Origin of the sequence: Lysobacter sp. 5GHs7-4 (assembly GCF_021284765.1) — a bacterium.
Taxonomy (GTDB): Bacteria; Pseudomonadota; Gammaproteobacteria; order Xanthomonadales; family Xanthomonadaceae; genus Lysobacter.
In genome coordinates this window covers 3943780-3961192 of sequence record NZ_CP089924.1, presented here as the reverse complement: position 1 = coordinate 3961192, position 17413 = coordinate 3943780, and the positions used below count along the sequence as shown (strand labels likewise).

Sequence of the window (17413 nt, the reverse complement as noted above, 5' to 3'; positions counted from 1 at the left end):
CGGTTCGCCGTTGCCGGCGTGGCCGGCCGCGGACTCAGAAGCGGTAGACGTAGGCGACGCCGTAGGCGAGCGGGTCGATCTGCGCGGTGCCGATCTTGACGCCGTTGACCTCGACGTCGGTGTCGATGTCCATCCAGCGCACGTCGACGCGGATCGCGCCGCTTTCGCCGATCATGAAATCTACGCCGGCATGCGCGGCCGGGCCCCAGGAGTCCTTGAGCTTGATCGTGGTGCCTTCGAGCGCGCCGCTGGTCTTCTCGCTGAAGAACAGGGTGTAGTTGATGCCCGCGCCGACGAACGGCGAGACCATGCCGCGGCTGTTGAAGTGGTATTGCAGGGTCACCGTCGGCGGCAGCTGCTTGGTGGTGGCGACGCGGCCGACGTCGACGATGTCGATGTCGTGCTCGAACGGGATCGAGGCCAGTACCTCGATGCCCAGGTCGTTGCGGATGAAATACTCGAACGTCACCGTCGGCTGCGCGTTCTCGCTGATGTCCAGATCGAAGTCGCCGTCCAGCACGCTGCCGTTGTCCGAGGTGGGCTTGACCTGATGGGCCCCGACCCCGACGCTCCAGGTGCCGGCCGACTGGGCCAGGACGGGCTGCGACAGGCAAGCCAGGGCGAGGGCGGCGAGCGCGCCACCGTAAGTACGCTTGTTCATTCCTTGAATCCCCTGTTGGATCGAGCTGGTTTGAGCGGTGCTCGGCGTGATCCGGCTTGGATCGCCATACACTCTATGTGTGCCGAATCCTGCCCGTCCTTGACAGGCGTTGCAATATCGCCGGCGGCCAGGGGGCCCCCGCGGGCCAGGGGCTGGCGGGCTCCCAGGGCCCCGCCGGGCGGTTCCAGGCCGGGGCCGGAGGCGGCGTTTGCTAGAATGGCGGTTTCCCATCCCAGCCGCGTGTGCGGGCCCAGGAGTTTGCAGAAATGGCGATCAAGGTAGGCATCAACGGTTTCGGCCGCATCGGACGCAACGTGCTGCGCTCGGCGGTGCAGAATTTCGGCGGCGAGATCGAGATCGTCGCGATCAACGACCTGCTGGAGCCGGACTACCTGGCCTATATGCTCCAGTACGACTCCGTGCACGGCCGCTTCAAGGGCGACATCGCGGTCGAGGGCAACACCCTGATCGTCAACGGTCAGAAGATCCGCCTGACCCAGGAGCGCGACCCGGCCAACCTCAAGTGGGACGAGGTCGGCGCGGAGGTCGTGATCGAATCGACCGGCCTGTTCCTGGACAAGGCCACCGCGCAGAAGCACCTGGACGCGGGCGCCAAGAAGGTCGTGCTGTCGGCGCCGTCCAAGGACGACACGCCGATGTTCGTCTTCGGCGTCAACGACAAGACCTACAAGGGCGAGGCCATCATCTCCAACGCCTCGTGCACCACCAACTGCCTGGCTCCGCTGGCCAAGGTGCTGAACGACAAGTGGGGCATCAAGCGCGGCCTGATGACCACCGTGCACGCCGCCACCGCCACCCAGAAGACCGTCGACGGCCCGTCCAACAAGGACTGGCGCGGCGGCCGCGGCATCCTCGAGAACATCATTCCGTCCAGCACCGGCGCGGCCAAGGCGGTCGGCGTGGTGATCCCGGAGCTCAACAAGAAGCTCACCGGCATGTCGTTCCGCGTACCGACCTCGGACGTGTCGGTGGTCGATCTGACCGTCGAGCTCAACAAGGACGCGACCTACGCCGAGATCTGCGCGGAAATGAAGGCGCAGAGCGAAGGCGCGCTCAAGGGCATCCTGGGCTACACCGAGGACAAGGTGGTCGCCACCGATTTCCGCGGCGACACCCGCACCTCGATCTTCGACGCCGACGCCGGCATCGCCCTGGACGGCACCTTCGTCAAGCTGGTGAGCTGGTACGACAACGAGTGGGGCTACTCCAACAAGTGCCTGGAAATGGTCAAGGTGGTCGCGGGCAAGTAAGCCGCGACGATCGCAGCGGTACCAGAAAGCCCCGCGTTCGCGGGGCTTTTTTTTGGGGGGGCTGCACGGTCGGAGCAAGTCCCCCGACTGCCTTCTTCAAAGGGAAGCAAGTGCGAATTCGCCCCCTTTGAAAAAGGGGGCTGCGCGCCGCGTGTCTGTGAGGTCTGTACTCGCTTGAGCGCGCGGGGGATTTGCTTTTGCTCGCGCGGGTCGAGCAAATCCCCCCTAGCCCCCTTTTTCAAAGGGGGGAACCAAGCGGAAATTCGCGCTGCGTCTGCGAAGCCTGATTTCACTTGAGCGCGCGGGGGATTCGCTCCACCCGCGCGCGACTTACTCAACGGGCTACGCCGTAGCCGCCACCGACTCCCGCAGACCCTCCGCGGCCTGCACCATCGCCCGTAGCGCCGTGCGCACTTCCGGCCAGCCGCGGGTCTTGAGGCCGCAGTCCGGATTCACCCACAGCTGCGCCGGCGTCAGCACGTCCAGCGCCTTGTCCAGCAGCCCGCGCATCTCGTCCACGCTGGGCACGCGCGGCGAGTGGATGTCGTAGACGCCGGGACCAATGCCGTTGGGGTAGCGGTAGCGCACGAACGCGTCCAGCAACTCCATGCGCGAGCGCGAGGTCTCGATCGAGATCACGTCGGCGTCCAGCGCGGCCACCGCCTCGATGATGTCGTTGAACTCGGCGTAGCACATGTGGGTATGGATCTGGGTCGCGTCGCCGACGCCGCTGGCGGCCAGACGGAAGGCTTCGCCGGCCCAGGCCAGGTAGGCGGGCCAATCGGCGCGGCGCAACGGCAGGCCTTCGCGCAATGCCGGCTCGTCGATCTGGATCACCGCGATGCCGGCCGCCTCCAGATCCAGCACCTCCTCGCGCAGGGCCAGAGCGATCTGGCGGCAGGTGTCGGCGCGCGGCTGGTCGTCGCGCACGAACGACCACTGCAGGATCGTGACCGGACCGGTCAGCATGCCCTTGACCGGGCGCGCGGTCAGCGACTGCGCATAGCGCGCCCAGTCCACCGTCATGGCGCGCGGGCGGGCGACATCGCCGTACAGCACCGGCGGCTTCACGCAGCGCGAGCCGTAGCTTTGCACCCAGCCGTGGGCGGTGAAGGCGAAGCCGGCCAGTTGCTCGCCGAAGTACTCGACCATGTCGTTGCGCTCGAACTCGCCGTGCACCAGCACGTCCAGGCCCAGCGCCTCCTGCTCGCGCAGGCAGTGTTCGGTTTCGCGTTCCAGAAAGGCGCGGTAGCCGGCGTCGTCCAGGCGCCCGGCCTTGTGCTCGGCACGGGCCTGTCGCACCTGCGCGGTCTGCGGGAAGGAGCCGATGGTGGTGGTGGGGAAATCGGGCAGCGCCAGACGCTGCGCCTGCAGCGGCGCGCGCTGCGCATAAGCCGAATCGCGCTGCGTCATCGACGGCGTCACCGCGGCCAGCCTGGCGCGCACCTGCGCATCGCGCAGCAGCGGCGAGGCCAGCCGCGCGGCGCGCGCGCTGGTCGCGGCCGCCAATGCGTCGGCGGCGCGGTCGTCGTCGCTGAGGGTGTCGGCGAGCAGGCGCAGCTCCTCGATCTTCTGCCGTGCGTAAGCCATCCACGCCTGCAGCGGCGGCGGCAGCTTGCGCTCCAGGCTCAAATCGATCGGCACGTGCAGCAGCGAGCACGACGGCGCCAGCCAGCGCGCGCGCGTGCCCGCGCGGCGCGCCAGGCTGAGCGCGGCATCGAGGTCGGCGCGCCAGATGTTGCGGCCGTCGACCACGCCCAGGCTCAGCGCGCGATCCTCCGGCAGCTTCGGCAACAGCGCTTCGAGTTGACCGGGTGCACGCACCAGATCCAGGTGCAGTGCCTGCACCGGCAGCGACGCAGCCAGATCGGCGTTGTCGCCCAGGCCGCCGAAGTAGTTGGCGAGCAGCCGCGCGGGCGCATCCGCACCGGCGAGCGCGTCATAGGCGCGGCGATAGGCGGCGCGGTCGGCGTCGTCGAGGTCCAGCGTCAGGCAGGGCTCGTCCAGCTGCACCCATTGCGCGCCTGCAATCTTCAAGCGTGCGAGCAGTTCGGCATAGGCGGGCAGCAACGCGTCCAGCAGTTCGCGCGGATCGCCGCCATCGCTGCGTTTGCCCAGCTTGAGCAGCGACACCGGTCCCAGCAGCACCGGTCGCGCCTGCAGGCCCAGCGCCTGCGCCTCGGCCAGTTCCGCCAGCGGCTTGTCGCCGCGCAGGACGAAGCGCTGGCCGCGCTCGAACTGCGGCACCAGGTAGTGGTAGTTGGTGTCGAACCACTTGGTCATTTCCAGCGCACGCAGGTCGTGGCACGCATCCTGCAGGCCGCGTGCGAGCGCGAAATAGCCGGCCAGCGGGTCGGCGTCCAGGGTTTCGCGGTAGGGCGCGGGCACCGCGTCGAACAGCAGTGCGGTGTCGAGCACGTGATCGTAGAGCGAGAAGTCGTTGCAAGGTACGACGTCGGCGCCGGCGTCGCGCGCCAGTCGCCAGTGCCGCGCACGCAGCGCGCGCGCGGTGTCGTGCAGGTCGGTGGCCGCGGTCTCGCCTTTCCAGAACGATTCCAGGGCCTGCTTGAGCTCGCGCCGCGCGCCGATGCGCGGGAAGCCGAGGTGGGTGACGCTGATCATGATGTCTCCTGCGATGCGTAAGGGCATGAGCAGGGCAACGAAGGAGGACGGGTACGCGCGCACGACCGCGCGTCGCGGATGCGACGACGCCGGAACGCGACCTGCCTTCGACCTTCGCCCCCGCGGGCGAACCGGTCCCGCGGACGCGGCGAGGGCAGGCGGCCACGGCCGCATGCACGCGCCGGCCTGCGGGGCCGGAGTCGTACGGAGGGCGAACCCTCCGGTCAGGGCAGGTCTTCGGGCTTGGGGCATGGCGCGATGAGACGCCGCCTACTGTCCGTCGCTTCCCGGATTCGCACCCAGTGCCTGACGGAGGTCGTTCCCTATACCGCTGCGGGGCAGCTCCGGAATTGGACGAGTCCGTACCGGATTCCCTCTAACCGCCGCCGGCGCGAACCGGTAGCGATTTGTTGCATCGCTTTATCTTTATGAAGCGATGTTCACCATGACGGCTGCCAAATTACGCCTCGCGGCGCTGCGCGTCAATCGACGCCTGTGCGTTCAGGCCGCCACGGAATCCAGCGCGGGCACCGGCGTCGGCACGCCGTCGCGATCGAGCGCGATCATGGTGAAGCGCCCGCGCGTGGCCAGCTGCGATTCGCCGCTGAGCAGGTCTTCGCTGTGCATCTCCACCTCGACCTGCATCGAGGTGCGGCCCACCGCGACCACGCGCGCGATCAGCTCCACCAGCGCGCCCTTGGGCACGGCGGTGTGGAAGTCGATCTGTTCCGAGCGCGCGGTCACAACGGTGCGCCGCGCGTAACGGGAGGCGGCGACGAACGCGGCCTTGTCCATCCACGCCAGCGCCTGGCCACCGAACAGGGTGCCCAGGTGGTTGGTGTGGTCGGGGAAGACGATTTCGATGATGCGGGCTTCGGTCATGGGGTGTCTTGGAGGGGGCTACGTTGTTGATCCGATTGCCGCGAATAATCCCTTCTCCCGCTTGCGGCGCCCGAAGGGTGCGCAAGGCTGAGAGGGGTTAGGGTGAGGAGAGCTTTTGTTTTCAGGAGTGGAGCAGGAGCAAAGGCATTCGCGCCTTTGGCGCTGATCCCCTCACCCTAACCCCTCTCAGCCTTGCGATGCGCCGCCGTCAAAACGCCTCGTCGAACGCCACCTCGCCCTGCACGCCGACCTGATAGGCCGAGACGCGGCGCTCGAAGAAGTTGGTCACTTCCTGCACGTCCTGCAGGTCCATGAAGCCGAACGGGTTGGTCGCGCCGAAATGCTTGGGCATGCCGAGCTGGGCCATGCGCTGGTCGGCGCAGTACTCCAGGTACTGGCGCATGTCCCTGAGCGACAGGCCGACCACGCCGCCGGACAGCACGTCCTGGGCGAACTGCAGTTCGCAGTCCACCGCATCCTCGAACATCTTGACCACCTGCGCGCGCAGGTCGGCGTCGAACAGGTCGGGCTCTTCCTCGCGCGCGGTGCGGATGACCTCGAACGCGAACGCCATGTGGCAGCTCTCGTCGCGGAACACCCAGTTGGTGCCCGAGGCCAGGCCGTTGAGCAGGCCGCGCGAGCGCAGGTAATAGACGTAGGCGAAGGCGGCGAAGAAGAACAGGCCCTCGATGCAGCCGGCGAAGCAGATCAGGTTGAGCAGGAACTGGCGGCGCTGCTCGCGGGTCTCGATGCGCTTGAGGCCCTGCACCGAGTCGATCCAGCGGAAGCAGAACTCGGCCTTTGCGCGGATCGAAGGAATGTTCTCGACCGCGTCGAAGGCCTTGGCGCGCTCGTTCGGGTCCGGCAGGTAGGTGTCCAGCAGGGTCAGGTAGAACTGCACGTGCAGCGCTTCCTCGTACAGCTGGCGCGACAGGTACATGCGCGCTTCCGGCGCGTTGATGTGCTGGTACAGGTTCAGCACCAGGTTGTTGGACACGATGCTGTCGCCGGTGGCGAAGAACGCGACCAGGCGCTCGATCAGATGGCGCTCGGCCGGGCCGAACTTGTGCTTGAGGTCGTTGACGTCCTGCGAGAAATCGACCTCCTCGACGGTCCAGGTGTTGCGGATCGCGTCGCGGTACATCTCGTAGAACTGCGGATAACGCATCGGCCGCAGGGTGAGGTCGAAACCGGGGTCGAGCAGACGGGGTGCGGCGAGGGACATGGCATTTCTCTTTGCCCTTCTCCCTTGGGAGAAGGTGGCCCGCAGGGCCGGATGAGGGTTCGGGATGAGGCTGGGCGGCGCGCTCGCGCCGGACCCTCACCCCAACCCCTCTCCCAGCGGGAGAGGGGCTAAAGCGAAGCGGTTTACTGACAGGCCTCGCAGGACTCCGGATTCTCCAGCGAGCAAGCGATCGCTTCGTCCTGCGTGTACTCGGGCTTCGGCGTTGCCGCCACCGGCGCGCTCACCGTGCTCTTGGCGATCTTGGTGGCCGGACGCGAGCGCAGGTAGTAGGTGGTCTTCAGGCCCTTCTTCCATGCGTACATGTACATCGAGCTGAGCTGGCCGATGTTCGGGCTTTCGATGAACAGGTTCAGCGACTGGCTCTGATCGATGTAGGCGCCGCGTTCGGCGGCCATGTCGATCAGCGAGCGCATCGGCAGTTCCCAGGCGGTGCGGTAGATCTGGCGCAGCGATTCGGGCACCTCGTGCACCGACTGGATCGAGCCTTCGGCCATCTTGATGCGGTCGCGCATCTCCGCCGTCCACAGGCCGAGTTTCTTGAGCTCCTCGACCAGGTAGCGGTTGACCACCAGGAAGTCGCCCGACAGCGTCTCGCGCTTGAACAGGTTGGACACCTGCGGCTCGATGCATTCGTAGCAGCCGGCGATCGAGGCGATGGTGGCGGTGGGCGCGATCGCGATCAGCAGCGAGTTGCGCAGGCCGTGTTCGGCGATGCGCTTGCGCAGGGTTTCCCAGCGCTCGGGCTGCGACGGGGTCACGCCCCAGGCCTCGAACTGCAGTTCGCCGACGCTGGCGCGGGTGTCCTCGAACGACGGGTGGCGGCCGTGCTCCATCGCCAGTTCGTTCGACGCCGACAGGGCGTGGAAATAGATGGCCTCGGCGATCTCCTGCGCCAGCTTGCGCGCGGCCTCGGAATCGAAGGCCAGGCGCAGTTTGAAGAACACGTCCTGCAGGCCCATCGTGCCCAGGCCGACCGGCCGCCATTTCAGATTGGCGCGGCGCGCGGTTTCGATCGGGTAGAAGTTGAGGTCGATCACGCGGTCTAGCTGGCGCACGGCCAGGCGCACGGTCTCGGCCAGCTTGTCGAAATCGAACGCGCCCTTGCCGTCCTCAAACAGCTCGACGTGGTGCGACAGGTTGATCGAGCCCAGGTTGCACACCGCGGTCTCGTCCTGCGAGGTGACCTCGAGGATCTCGGTGCACAGGTTGGACAGGTGGATGACGTTGCCGTCGCGCAGGGTCTGGTTGGAGGCGCGGTTGGACTTGTCCTTGAAGTTCATCCAGCCGTTGCCGGTCTGCGCCAGCGTGCGCATCATGCGGCCGTAAATGTCGCGCGCCTTGACCTTCTTGGTCGCCAGGCCGGCGGCCTCGGCGGCGTGGTAGGCGCGGTCGAAGGCCTCGCCCCACAGGTCGGTCAGCTGCGGCACCTTGTGCGGGTCGAACAGCGACCATTCGGCGTCGGCCTCGACGCGGCGCATGAATTCGTCGGGAATCCAGTTGGCCAGGTTGAGGTTGTGGGTGCGGCGCGCTTCGTCGCCGGTGTTGTCGCGCAGTTCCAGGAACTCCTCGACGTCGGCGTGCCACGGTTCCAGGTACACGCAGGCCGCGCCCTTGCGCTTGCCGCCCTGGTTGACCGCGGCGACCGAGGCGTCGAGCGTCTTCAGCCACGGCACGATGCCGTTGCTCAGGCCGTTGGTGGAACGGATCAGCGAGCCGCGCGAACGGATGCGGGTGTAGCTCAGGCCGATGCCGCCGCTGAATTTGCTGAGCTTGGCCACGTCCATGTAGCGCTTGTAGATGGCTTCCAGCGAGTCCTCGGGCGAATCCAGCAGGAAGCAGCTCGACAGCTGCTCGTGGGTGGTGCCGGCGTTGAACAGGGTCGGCGAGGAGGGGATGTAGTCCAGCTGGGCCATGCGCCGGTACAGCGCCAGCGCGTCGCCGACGTCCTCGCTGAGCGCGCAGGCGATGCGCAGGAAGAACTGCTGCGGGGTTTCGATCACGGTGCGCGCGGTCGGATGGCGCAGCAGGTAGCGGTCGTACAGCGTGCGCAGGCCGAAGTAGTCGAAGCGCGCGTCCAGGCTGCGGTCGATGGCGTCGTTGAGCTTGCGCGCGTTGGCCTGCACGAAGCCGAGCAGACGGTCGTTGATCAGGCCCAGCTCGTGGCCGCGCACCACCGACTGCGAGAACGCGTGGATCTCGATGCCGGCGACTTCCTTCTCGATCACGTTGCTGAGCAGGCGCGCGGCGAGGCGGCCGTACTCGGGCTCCTCGGCGGTGAGCAGGGCGGCGGTGCGGATCGACAGTTCGTCCAGCTCGCGCGTGGTCGCGCCGTCGTAGAGGCCGGAGATGGTGCGCGTGGCCACGCGCATGGGATCGACCGCGTACAGGTCCTCGCCGCAGCGCGTCACCGCGCGCACGATCTTGTTGAGGTCGACCGGTTCGCGGCGGCCGCTGCGCTTGGTCACGCTCATGGTGAGGTTGGCGGCCGGCGGGGTCAGGGCGAAGCCGGGGGCGGGCTCGGCCGCGCGGGCCGGTGCGTCGGCGAGGGTGGGGGTAGCGACCGCGGCGGGCGCGTCGGTGATGGTGCTCATAAGCGGGTACTCCGGTGCGTGGGCGCACGTATCGCCGGCCTTCCCTCGAGGGCCGACGCGCGCGGACGCAGGACGCAAGACCGAACGGGTCGGCCTTGCGGCGTGCGCCCCCGCGGGCGCGAAGCGTTCGAGGATGACGACAGGGTGTCGCGCAGCCCGAGACGGACTGCGACCGCGACGGCGGACCGTGGCGGCGGCGACACCGGCCGTCTTCCCCCGAAGACTCCTGAGCCGGTACCGCGCGGTGTGCGACGCGCGGTTGTCGGCAGGTCTTCGGGCTCGGGACTGGAAGCCAAGCTTCGCCTACTTGTGGCCGCTTCCCAGGCGCCGGGCGCCCAGTGCGATGACCACGTTCGTTTCCCATACCGCTGCGGGGCAGCGCCGGCTTTGTCGCCGCCCTTTCGGGGCGGGTCCGCACCGGCTTCCCTTTTAAGCCGATCTCGCGATCGGCACCGACGGACACAACATATTAGGGGTGCCCCGATCCGTCAACACGATATGTGGGGAGTGGCCGCAGTTTCGCAACAAATACTTCGGCGCCGTTGCAGCGCCGCGCTTGATGTTAACGTGCGTGGCGACACGGACAGGGATGGGGCGCGATGGCAGGACTGGTGACGTTGTTGGTGCTGGTGCTGCTGGCCGTGCCGGTGCTGTTGATCGTCGCGCTGGTGTCGGTGTCCGGGCTCAAGGCCCGGGTGGCGATGCTGGAGGCGCAGGTTGCGGCCTTGTCCTCGCGCGCTGCCGCACCGCGGGCGACTGCCGAAGCCGATGCCGAAGCCGATCAGGGGCCGACGCTGGGCGAGCTGATGCGCGCCGCCCCGGCTGCGCCGCCACCGAGCGCCGCGCCCGTTGCGCCCAGGCCGCTCGAGCCCGAGCCGGCTCCGTTCGAACCGGCCGCATCCGAGCCCGCCACCGCGCCGCCACGCGCGGCCGAACCTGCGCCGCCGCTGCCGCCCCCGCTGCCCACGCCGCGTCCGATTTTCGAAACCTCGCCGCGCGCGCAGGTGCGCGCGCCGTCCCGCCCCGATCCGATCGAGCGCATGGTCGGCGCGGTCAAGCGCTGGTTCACCGAGGGCAACGTGCCGGTCAAGGTCGGCATGCTGGTGCTGTTCGCCGGCGTCGCCGCGCTGCTCAAGTACGCGACTGATCAGGGCTGGATGCGCTTCCCGATCGAACTGCGTCTGACCGGCATCGCCCTGGCCGCGCTGGCCGGGCTGGTGTTCGGCTGGCGCCAGCGCGAGCGCAAGCGCGCGTTCGCGTTGGGTCTGCAGGGCGGCGCGATCGGCGTGCTGCTGCTGACGGTGTTCGCGGCCTTCAAGCTTTACGGTCTGATCGAGGCCGGACCGGCGTTCGCGCTGAGCATCGTGCTGGTCGCCGGCGCGGGCGTGCTGGCGGTGCGGCAGAACGCGATCGCGCTGGCCCTGCTGGGCATCTTCGCCGGCTTCATGGCGCCGATCTGGCTGTCGACCGGGCAGGGCAACCACGTCGCCTTGTTCGGTTACTACGCGGTGCTCAACGCGGCGATCTTCGTCATCGCCTGGTGGCGTCCGTGGCGCGCGCTGAACCTGCTGGGCTTCGTGTTCACCTTCGGCATCGGCACCGCCTGGGGCGTGCTGCGCTACCGCAGCGCCGACTTCGCCACCACCGAACCTTTCCTGCTGCTGTTCTTCGCCTTCTACCTGCTGATCCCGATCCTGTACGCCTGGCGCCAGGCCGCGGAACGGCGCGACTTCATCGACGGCTGCCTGGTGTTCGGCACGCCGCTGATCGCGTTCTCGCTGCAGGCCGGTCTGCTGGAAGGCGAGCGCATGCCGCTGGCGTTCTGCGCGCTGGGCCTGGCCGCGCTGTACGCGGCGCTGGCCGCGTGGCTCAAGCGGCGCGCGCACTTCGTCGCGCTGGCCACGCCTTACGCCTTGCTCGCGGTCGGCTTCGCGACCCTGGCCGTGCCGCTGGCGCTGTCGGCGCAGACCACCGCCTGCGTGTTCGCGGTCGAGGGCGCGGCGCTGGTGTGGCTGGGCCTGCGCCAGCAGCGCCTGCTGCCGCAACTGGCCGGCCTGGCCCTGCAACTGTTCGCCGCGGCCGGGTTCGCGATCGGCATCGGCGACGGCGCGCAACCGCTCACGGCGGTGTTCAATGCGCGCTTCATGGGCGCGCTGCTGATCGCGCTGGCCGGTTTCGCCAGCGCCTGGAGCTATCGCCGCGCGCAGCACCGCAACCCCGCGCTCGCGTACTACCTGTGGGGCCTGATCTGGTGGTGCGGCAACGCCTGGGGCGAGTTCGACCGCTTCCTGCTGGCGGACGTGCGCGCCGACGCCTGGCTGGCCTTCGTCGCGCTCAGCGCCTGGCTGGCCGCCGAGACCTTCCGCCGGATGCCGGCGCGCGCGCTGTCGTGGACGGTCGCGGCCGGTTTGTTCGCGGCGTTGCCGCTGGCGTTCGCGCAGGAATCGGCGCATCTGCATCCGTTCGGCGGCTACGGTTGGGCGGCGTGGCTGGTGTACGCGGTCGCGGGCGTGCGCGCGCTGCGCTGCCTGCGCGACGACGCCGGCGGCGAACTGGGCTTCGCGCACACGGGCTGGCTGTGGGCCTGGCCGTTGGCGGCCAGCCTGAGCCTGCACGAGTTCGTCGGCCGCGCCACCGTCGGCGACGGCTGGACCTGGGCCGCGCTGGCGCTGCCGTTCCTGCTGATGGCGGCGGCGCTGCAATGGCGTCCGAACGCCGTCGCGCTGCCGTTGGCCGCGCGCTTCCATCAATGGCGCGGAGTGGTGCAGGGGCTGTTCCTGTTCGCTCTGATGCTGGGCGCGATCGTGCTGCTGGGTCAGCCCGGGGGCAGCGCGCCGTTGCCGTGGCTGCCGCTGATCAATCCGCTGGATCTGATCCAGCTCGCGGTGCTGGCGCTGTTCGCCTACTGGCTGGCCTCGCCGTCGGCGCCGGACGATCTGCGCGCGCGCCGGGTGCCGCTGCTGGCGGCCGCCGGCTTCGCCCTGATCACCGCGATCACGCTGCGCGCGACGCATCATTGGGGCGGCGTGCCCTGGGACGGCTCCATGTATCGCACCGGCCTGGTCCAGACCAGTCTGACCGTGGTCTGGAGCCTGCTGGGCGTGCTGGGCTGGGTGATCGGTTCGCGCCGCGGACAACGTGGGCTGTGGCTGGCCGGCGCGGTGCTGATGGCGGTGGTGCTGGCCAAGCTGGTGTTCGTCGACCGCACGCATCTGGGCAATCTGCTCGGCATCGCCTCGTTCATCGCCTACGGTCTGTTGTGCACCCTGGTCGGTTACCTCGCGCCGGCGCCGCCGGCTTCCCGCGACGCATCCGCGGACCCTCCCCCGGAGATGCAGGCATGAATCTGGCCCCCATCGCAGCGCGCTACGCCGCGAGTTTCGCCTTGCTGCTGTTGCCCGCGCTGGCCATCGCCGCGCCGCGCGACGATTACGCCCAGCAATGGCCGCTGCGCTTGAGCAGCGCCGACGCCGGCGCCTACCGCGTGGTGCTGGACGACACGGTGTACCGGCAGGCGCGCCAGCCCGGCTTGCGCGATGTCGACGTGATCGACGGCACCGGCAATCCGGTGCCGGCCGCGATCTACCGGCCCGACGGCAACGACACCGGTCCGACCACGCGCGTGAGCCTGCCCTGGTTCGCGTTGCCGGCGCGTTCGCGTAACGGCACGCAGGACTGGCAGCTGATCAGCGAAGTCGAGGCCGACGGCCGCCTGCGTCGGGTCGAGGCGCGCGGTCTCGGTCGCGGCGCGTCGGTGGGGCCGCAGACCGCGTTGCTGATCGACGCCAGCACCGTGCGCACGCCGATCCGCGCGCTGGAACTGGACTGGGCGCCGGGCACCGCGTTGGACGCGACCTACCGCGTCGAGATCAGCGACGACCTGGAGCACTGGCGCGATGTCGCCGCCAACGGGCGCCTGGTCGACCTGCAGCAAGGCGGCCGCCGGCTGCTGCAGCGCCGGATCGCGTTCGACACCGCCGGCCTGCGCGCGCGTTACCTGCGCCTGAGTCCGGCCAATCCCGATGCGGTGGCGCCGATCCGCGCGGTCGCCGCCGAACTGGGCGCCACCGCCAATCCCGCGCCGCTGCGCTGGCGCCAGCTGCAGGGCCGCCGCCTGGCCGCGCAGGACGGCAAGGACAAGGGCGCGCGTTTCGAATTCGAGCTCGACGGCCGCTACCCGGTGCAGCGCATCGACGTCGTCCTGCCGGGCAACTACGCGGTGCGCTGGACGCTGGAAAGCCGCGATCAGGCCGATGCGCCGTGGCAGCTGCGCCTGGACACCTGGACCGCGTTCCGCGTCGGCGCCGACGGCCGCTCCTCGTCGCGGCCGCTGTCGGCGCGCACCGACGACCGCTACTGGCGCCTGCGCGCCGATGGCGCGGTGCCGGCCGAGCCGACCTTGCGGCTGGGCTATCAGCCCGAGTCGGTGGTGTTCATCGCCCAGGGCGCGCCGCCTTACGTGCTGGTCGCCGGCAGCGCGCGCACCGTGCGCGACGATCTGCCGCTGCCGCAGGCGATGCTGGCGCTGCAGGCCGGCCGCGGCGCCGACTGGCGCCCCGCCGAGGCGACGCTGGGGCCGATGGCCGCGCTGGCCGGCGAGGCCGCGCTGCAGGCACCGGAACCCGAGCGCAACTGGCGCACCTGGCTGCTGTGGGCGGTGCTGGTGATCGGCGCGCTGGTGGTGGCGGGCTTCGCCTTCAGCCTGCTGCGCAGCGCTCCGCCGCCGCAGGCCTGATCGACTCGCCGCTCTGCAAAGGCCCGCTCCGGCGGGCCTTTCGTTTGTCCGGACCACGCCATTGTGGGCGGCCGCTTACAATATGCGGCTCCGGCGCCGGGCCCCGCGCGCCGCTCCCCCTTCATTCCGTGCCCAGGAGGCCTCCGTGTCCATCGTCCGCATGACCGATCTCGATCTCGCCGGCAAACGCGTGCTGATCCGAGAAGATCTCAACGTGCCGATCGACGCCGGCCGCATCACTTCCGAGCTGCGCATCCTGGCGGCCCTGCCGACCCTGAAGCTGGCCCTGGAAAAAGGCGCCGCGGTCATGGTGACCTCGCACCTGGGCCGGCCCAAGGAAGGCGTGTGGAGCGAAGCCGATTCGCTGGCGCCGGTGGCCGCGCGTTTGTCGCAGCTGTTGGGCCTCGAGGTGCCGCTGGTCAAGGACTGGGTCGACGGCGTCGACGTCGCGCCCGGCCGGCTGGTGCTGTTGGAAAACTGCCGTATGAACGTCGGCGAGGGCAAGGACGACGAGGTCTTGTCGAAAAAGTACGCCGCGCTGTGCGACGTGTTCGTCATGGACGCCTTCGGCACCGCCCATCGCGCCCAGGCTTCCACCCACGGCGTGATCCGCCAGGCCAAGCTCGCCGCCGGCGGTCCGCTGCTGATGGCCGAACTGGACGCATTGGCCAAGGCGCTGGAACAGCCCGCGCGCCCGCTGCTGGCGATCGTCGCCGGCTCCAAGGTGTCGACCAAGCTGGAACTGCTGTCCTCGCTGGTCGGCAAGGTCGATCAACTCATCGTCGGCGGCGGCATCGCCAACACCTTCATCGCCGCGCTCGGCCATGGCGTGGGCAAGTCGCTGGTCGAGAACGACCTGATCGACACCGCCAAGAAGATCATGGCCGATGCCAAGGCGCGCGGCGCCGACATTCCGGTGCCGACCGACGTCGTGGTCGCGCCGGCCTTCGCCGCCGACGCGCCGGCCACGGTCAAGGCGGTCGACGCGGTCGGCGCCGACGACATGATCCTGGACATCGGCCCGGACACCGCCGCGCGCTACGCGCAGCTGATCAAGGACGCCGGCACCGTGGTCTGGAACGGCCCGGTCGGCGTGTTCGAATTCGACGCCTTCGGCCATGGCACCGAAGCGCTGGCGCGCGCGATCGCCGCGTCCAAGGCCTTCTCCATCGCCGGCGGCGGCGACACCCTGGCCGCGGTCGACAAGTACGGCATCGCCGACGACGTCAGCTACATCTCCACCGGCGGCGGCGCGTTCCTGGAATTCCTGGAAGGCAAGGAACTGCCGGCGGTCGCCGCGCTCAAGTCGCGGAGCGCCTGAGCGTGGCCGCGGCCACGACGACGCTGTTCTTCGACCTCGACGGCACCCTGATCGACTCGGCGGTCGGCATCACCCGCTGCGTCGCCCACGCGTTGACGCGCATGGAACAACCGGTGCCGCCGGAATCGGAGCTGCGGCGCTGGATCGGCCCCTCGCTGCGCACCAGCTTCGGGCCGCTGTTCTCGCAGCCCGAACAGGTCGAGCGCGCGGTCGAGCACTACCGCGAACGTTTCGAAAGCCACGGCTGGGCCGAGCACGAGGTTTACGGGGGCATCGAACAGACGGTTGAATCGCTGCACGCGGCCGGTTACCGCCTGGCCATCGTCACCGCCAAGAACGAACCGCACGCGCGCAAGATCATCGAGCACCTGCCGTTCGGCCACCGCTTCGACGACGTCATCGGCTCGACCATGGACGGCAGCCTCAGCGATAAGCCCGAGCTGATCGCCGAGGCGCTGCGGCGTTTTTCGCTGGACGCGCAGGATTGCTGGATGATCGGCGACCGCCGCATGGACATCGAAGGCGCGCGCCACCACGGCATGCGCAACATCGGCGTGCTCTGGGGCTTCGGCGGCGAAGAGGAACTGCGATTGGCCGGTGCGCAGCGGCTGGCGGAGAAGCCGGAGCAGTTGCCCGGGTTGACTGCGGCTTGAGGGGTACGCCCTCGTCTTCCGGGGATGAGGGTTTGAAGGTGCGTTGTGAGCCCCTGCGTCGTTCTTCCCCGCGAAGTTGGCAACCGGAAGCTTTACCGTGAGAGGGCTCTGAAGTCACTGGATCCCCGCTTTCGCGGGGATGACGGCTGCAGGGCGCGTCATGCATGCGGCATACGGCATGCGCAGCGCGTGCAATGCCCACAATCCGCGCGAGGTCGCGTGGGCCGGATCGGCGCGCGCACAGGCGCACGCGCAAGCGCCGTGCGTCGGCTGTAGCGCGCGGGGATGTGCCGGCGCACTCATTTCGCGCTGCCCGCACCGCCGGCTGTGAAGCGGGTCATGGTTTGCAGCGGCGACCGGGCGTAGCGTCCGGCTGCGGTCAGCCGACCGCGTCGACACGGAGATCGCACCATGCGCCGCAAGGGAATCGTGCTCTCGAACCTGCTGGTCGCCGCCGCCCTGCTCGGGCTGTTGCTGGCCGGCGCCGCCGTCGCCGGACGCGCCGGCGAGGCTTACTCGGTTCTTTATTTCGACGAAGCCGGTAACGAAGTAGGCGGCGCTACCGCCAACTGCGGCGGGCAGTACACGTCCTGGGGCGAGCGCACCGAGCATTACGTGCGCCGTACCTGGATCTGCGACTGAGCGTACGCCTGCGCTGTTCCGGCGGATCGCGACGGCGCTTGGTTGTCGGCCAGGGAAGGCGACGATGCGGTTCGCCTTCGGCTTACCGCATCCTACGGGTGGGGGCCGTCCGCCTCGTAGGATGTGGTGAGCGCAGCGAACCGCATCGCCCGCGCAAGCGCCGATACGCGCGCACCCTCAGCGCCGCGCGCGCCAATCCGCCGCCAGCAGGCCCAGCAGCTCGCTGTCGGTGACGCGGTCGCCGACGAAGAAGCTTTCGCGCTGCCGCCCTTCGGTGACGAAACCCAGCCGGTGCAGCAGCGCGCGCGAGGCGTCGTTGTCGGGATCGATACCCGCGTCGACGCGGTGCAGGCCCAGGCCGTCGAACGCCCAGTCCAGCGTCAGCGAGGCGGCTTCGCGCGCGATGCCGCGTCCCCATTGCGAGGGGTGCAGGGCATAGCCCAGTTCGGCGCGGCGGTGGACGGCGTCGAATTGGAACAGGGTGCAGCTGCCGACGGCGACGTCGGCGGCGTCGGCGATCACCCAGTTGAACATCGTGCGTTGCTGCTGGCCCTCACGGATGTTGTCGATCAAGGCCCGGGCCTCGTCGCGCCCGCGCATCGCCGGGCGGCTCCAGTAGCGCATCACCTGCGGCTCGGAGAACAGCGCGAACAGCGCGTCGGCGTCCTCGTCGCGCGGGCCGCGCAGGGCGATGCGCTCGCCGCGCAGCAGCGGGAATTCGCTCTGGGCTTGCAGCGCCGCGGCGATGGCCGCGCTCTTTTCCGACAAGGACATGAAAGGCTCCGGTAA

At 69.2% G+C, this 17413-nt stretch carries 12 protein-coding genes and 2 riboswitches; of the genes, 6 read left to right on the top strand and 6 right to left on the bottom strand.

Features of this window, described 5'->3' with window-relative positions; all coding sequences use genetic code 11:
* Positions 1–34 precede the first annotated feature (34 nt).
* Complete coding sequence (locus LVB77_RS17880; protein ID WP_232907412.1) at positions 35–661, bottom strand: OmpW family outer membrane protein; 627 nt, start codon at positions 659–661, stop codon at positions 35–37.
* Positions 662–927: 266 nt separating this feature from the next.
* Between LVB77_RS17880 and gap the strand changes: the two genes are divergently transcribed.
* Positions 928–1932, top strand: coding sequence for a type I glyceraldehyde-3-phosphate dehydrogenase (gene gap, locus LVB77_RS17875; protein WP_232907411.1), 1005 nt, complete (start codon positions 928–930; stop codon positions 1930–1932).
* A gap of 342 nt (positions 1933–2274) precedes the next feature.
* Here the strand turns inward: gap and metE are convergent, their stop codons facing one another.
* The 4 genes from metE to LVB77_RS17855 all read right to left on the bottom strand — a co-directional run bounded on the left by metE (position 2275) and on the right by LVB77_RS17855 (position 9153).
* Complete coding sequence (gene metE / locus LVB77_RS17870; RefSeq protein ID WP_232907410.1) at positions 2275–4554, bottom strand: 5-methyltetrahydropteroyltriglutamate--homocysteine S-methyltransferase; 2280 nt, start codon at positions 4552–4554, stop codon at positions 2275–2277.
* Between the two features lie 210 nt (positions 4555–4764).
* A riboswitch (cobalamin riboswitch) is annotated at positions 4765–4970 on the bottom strand.
* A gap of 85 nt (positions 4971–5055) precedes the next feature.
* A complete protein-coding gene (locus LVB77_RS17865; protein WP_232907409.1) occupies positions 5056–5436 on the bottom strand; it encodes an acyl-CoA thioesterase in 381 nt (126 codons plus the stop codon).
* Positions 5437–5644: 208 nt separating this feature from the next.
* The gene (locus tag LVB77_RS17860; RefSeq protein ID WP_232907408.1) at positions 5645–6661 is read right to left on the bottom strand and encodes a ribonucleotide-diphosphate reductase subunit beta; all 1017 of its coding nucleotides are present in this window, start codon (positions 6659–6661) and stop codon (positions 5645–5647) included.
* Between the two features lie 143 nt (positions 6662–6804).
* Entirely contained in the window at positions 6805–9153 is a 2349-nt protein-coding gene (locus LVB77_RS17855; RefSeq protein ID WP_232910351.1) for a ribonucleoside-diphosphate reductase subunit alpha, read from the bottom strand.
* A gap of 366 nt (positions 9154–9519) precedes the next feature.
* Positions 9520–9745: riboswitch (cobalamin riboswitch) on the bottom strand.
* Positions 9746–9872: 127 nt separating this feature from the next.
* On the opposite strand from LVB77_RS17855, the gene LVB77_RS17850 reads away from it, so the two are divergent.
* The 5 genes from LVB77_RS17850 to LVB77_RS17830 all read left to right on the top strand — a co-directional run bounded on the left by LVB77_RS17850 (position 9873) and on the right by LVB77_RS17830 (position 16624).
* A complete protein-coding gene (locus LVB77_RS17850) occupies positions 9873–12617 on the top strand; it encodes a DUF2339 domain-containing protein (RefSeq protein WP_232907407.1) in 2745 nt (914 codons plus the stop codon).
* Positions 12614–14008 carry a DUF3999 domain-containing protein gene (locus LVB77_RS17845; protein ID WP_232907406.1) on the top strand — a complete coding sequence of 465 codons (1395 nt, stop codon included), beginning with the start codon at positions 12614–12616 and terminating at the stop codon, positions 14006–14008. The genes LVB77_RS17850 and LVB77_RS17845 overlap by 4 nt, the downstream gene beginning before the upstream one ends.
* A gap of 145 nt (positions 14009–14153) precedes the next feature.
* Positions 14154–15329 (top strand): phosphoglycerate kinase, encoded by a 1176-nt coding sequence (locus LVB77_RS17840; RefSeq protein ID WP_232907405.1) that lies wholly within the window; start codon positions 14154–14156, stop codon positions 15327–15329.
* 2 nt (positions 15330–15331) lie between these two features.
* Positions 15332–15982, top strand: a complete 651-nt coding sequence (locus tag LVB77_RS17835; RefSeq protein ID WP_232907404.1) for an HAD hydrolase-like protein — start codon at positions 15332–15334, stop codon at positions 15980–15982.
* A gap of 411 nt (positions 15983–16393) precedes the next feature.
* Complete coding sequence (locus LVB77_RS17830; RefSeq protein ID WP_232907403.1) at positions 16394–16624, top strand: DUF6289 family protein; 231 nt, start codon at positions 16394–16396, stop codon at positions 16622–16624.
* 177 nt (positions 16625–16801) lie between these two features.
* Here the strand turns inward: LVB77_RS17830 and LVB77_RS17825 are convergent, their stop codons facing one another.
* A complete protein-coding gene (locus LVB77_RS17825) occupies positions 16802–17398 on the bottom strand; it encodes a GNAT family N-acetyltransferase (RefSeq protein ID WP_232907402.1) in 597 nt (198 codons plus the stop codon).
* Between the last annotated feature and the right edge of the window lie 15 nt (positions 17399–17413).

Coding starts and splice junctions, on each gene's coding strand:
- LVB77_RS17830 (WP_232907403.1), top strand. CDS start 16,394: ATGCGCCGCAAGGGAATCGTGCTCTCGAACCTGCTGGTCGCCGCCGCC.
- LVB77_RS17865 (WP_232907409.1), bottom strand. CDS start 5,436: ATGACCGAAGCCCGCATCATCGAAATCGTCTTCCCCGACCACACCAAC.
- LVB77_RS17850 (WP_232907407.1), top strand. CDS start 9,873: ATGGCAGGACTGGTGACGTTGTTGGTGCTGGTGCTGCTGGCCGTGCCG.
- LVB77_RS17860 (WP_232907408.1), bottom strand. CDS start 6,661: ATGTCCCTCGCCGCACCCCGTCTGCTCGACCCCGGTTTCGACCTCACC.
- gap (WP_232907411.1), top strand. CDS start 928: ATGGCGATCAAGGTAGGCATCAACGGTTTCGGCCGCATCGGACGCAAC.
- LVB77_RS17845 (WP_232907406.1), top strand. CDS start 12,614: ATGAATCTGGCCCCCATCGCAGCGCGCTACGCCGCGAGTTTCGCCTTG.
- metE (WP_232907410.1), bottom strand. CDS start 4,554: ATGATCAGCGTCACCCACCTCGGCTTCCCGCGCATCGGCGCGCGGCGC.
- LVB77_RS17880 (WP_232907412.1), bottom strand. CDS start 661: ATGAACAAGCGTACTTACGGTGGCGCGCTCGCCGCCCTCGCCCTGGCT.
- LVB77_RS17825 (WP_232907402.1), bottom strand. CDS start 17,398: ATGTCCTTGTCGGAAAAGAGCGCGGCCATCGCCGCGGCGCTGCAAGCC.
- LVB77_RS17855 (WP_232910351.1), bottom strand. CDS start 9,153: ATGAGCGTGACCAAGCGCAGCGGCCGCCGCGAACCGGTCGACCTCAAC.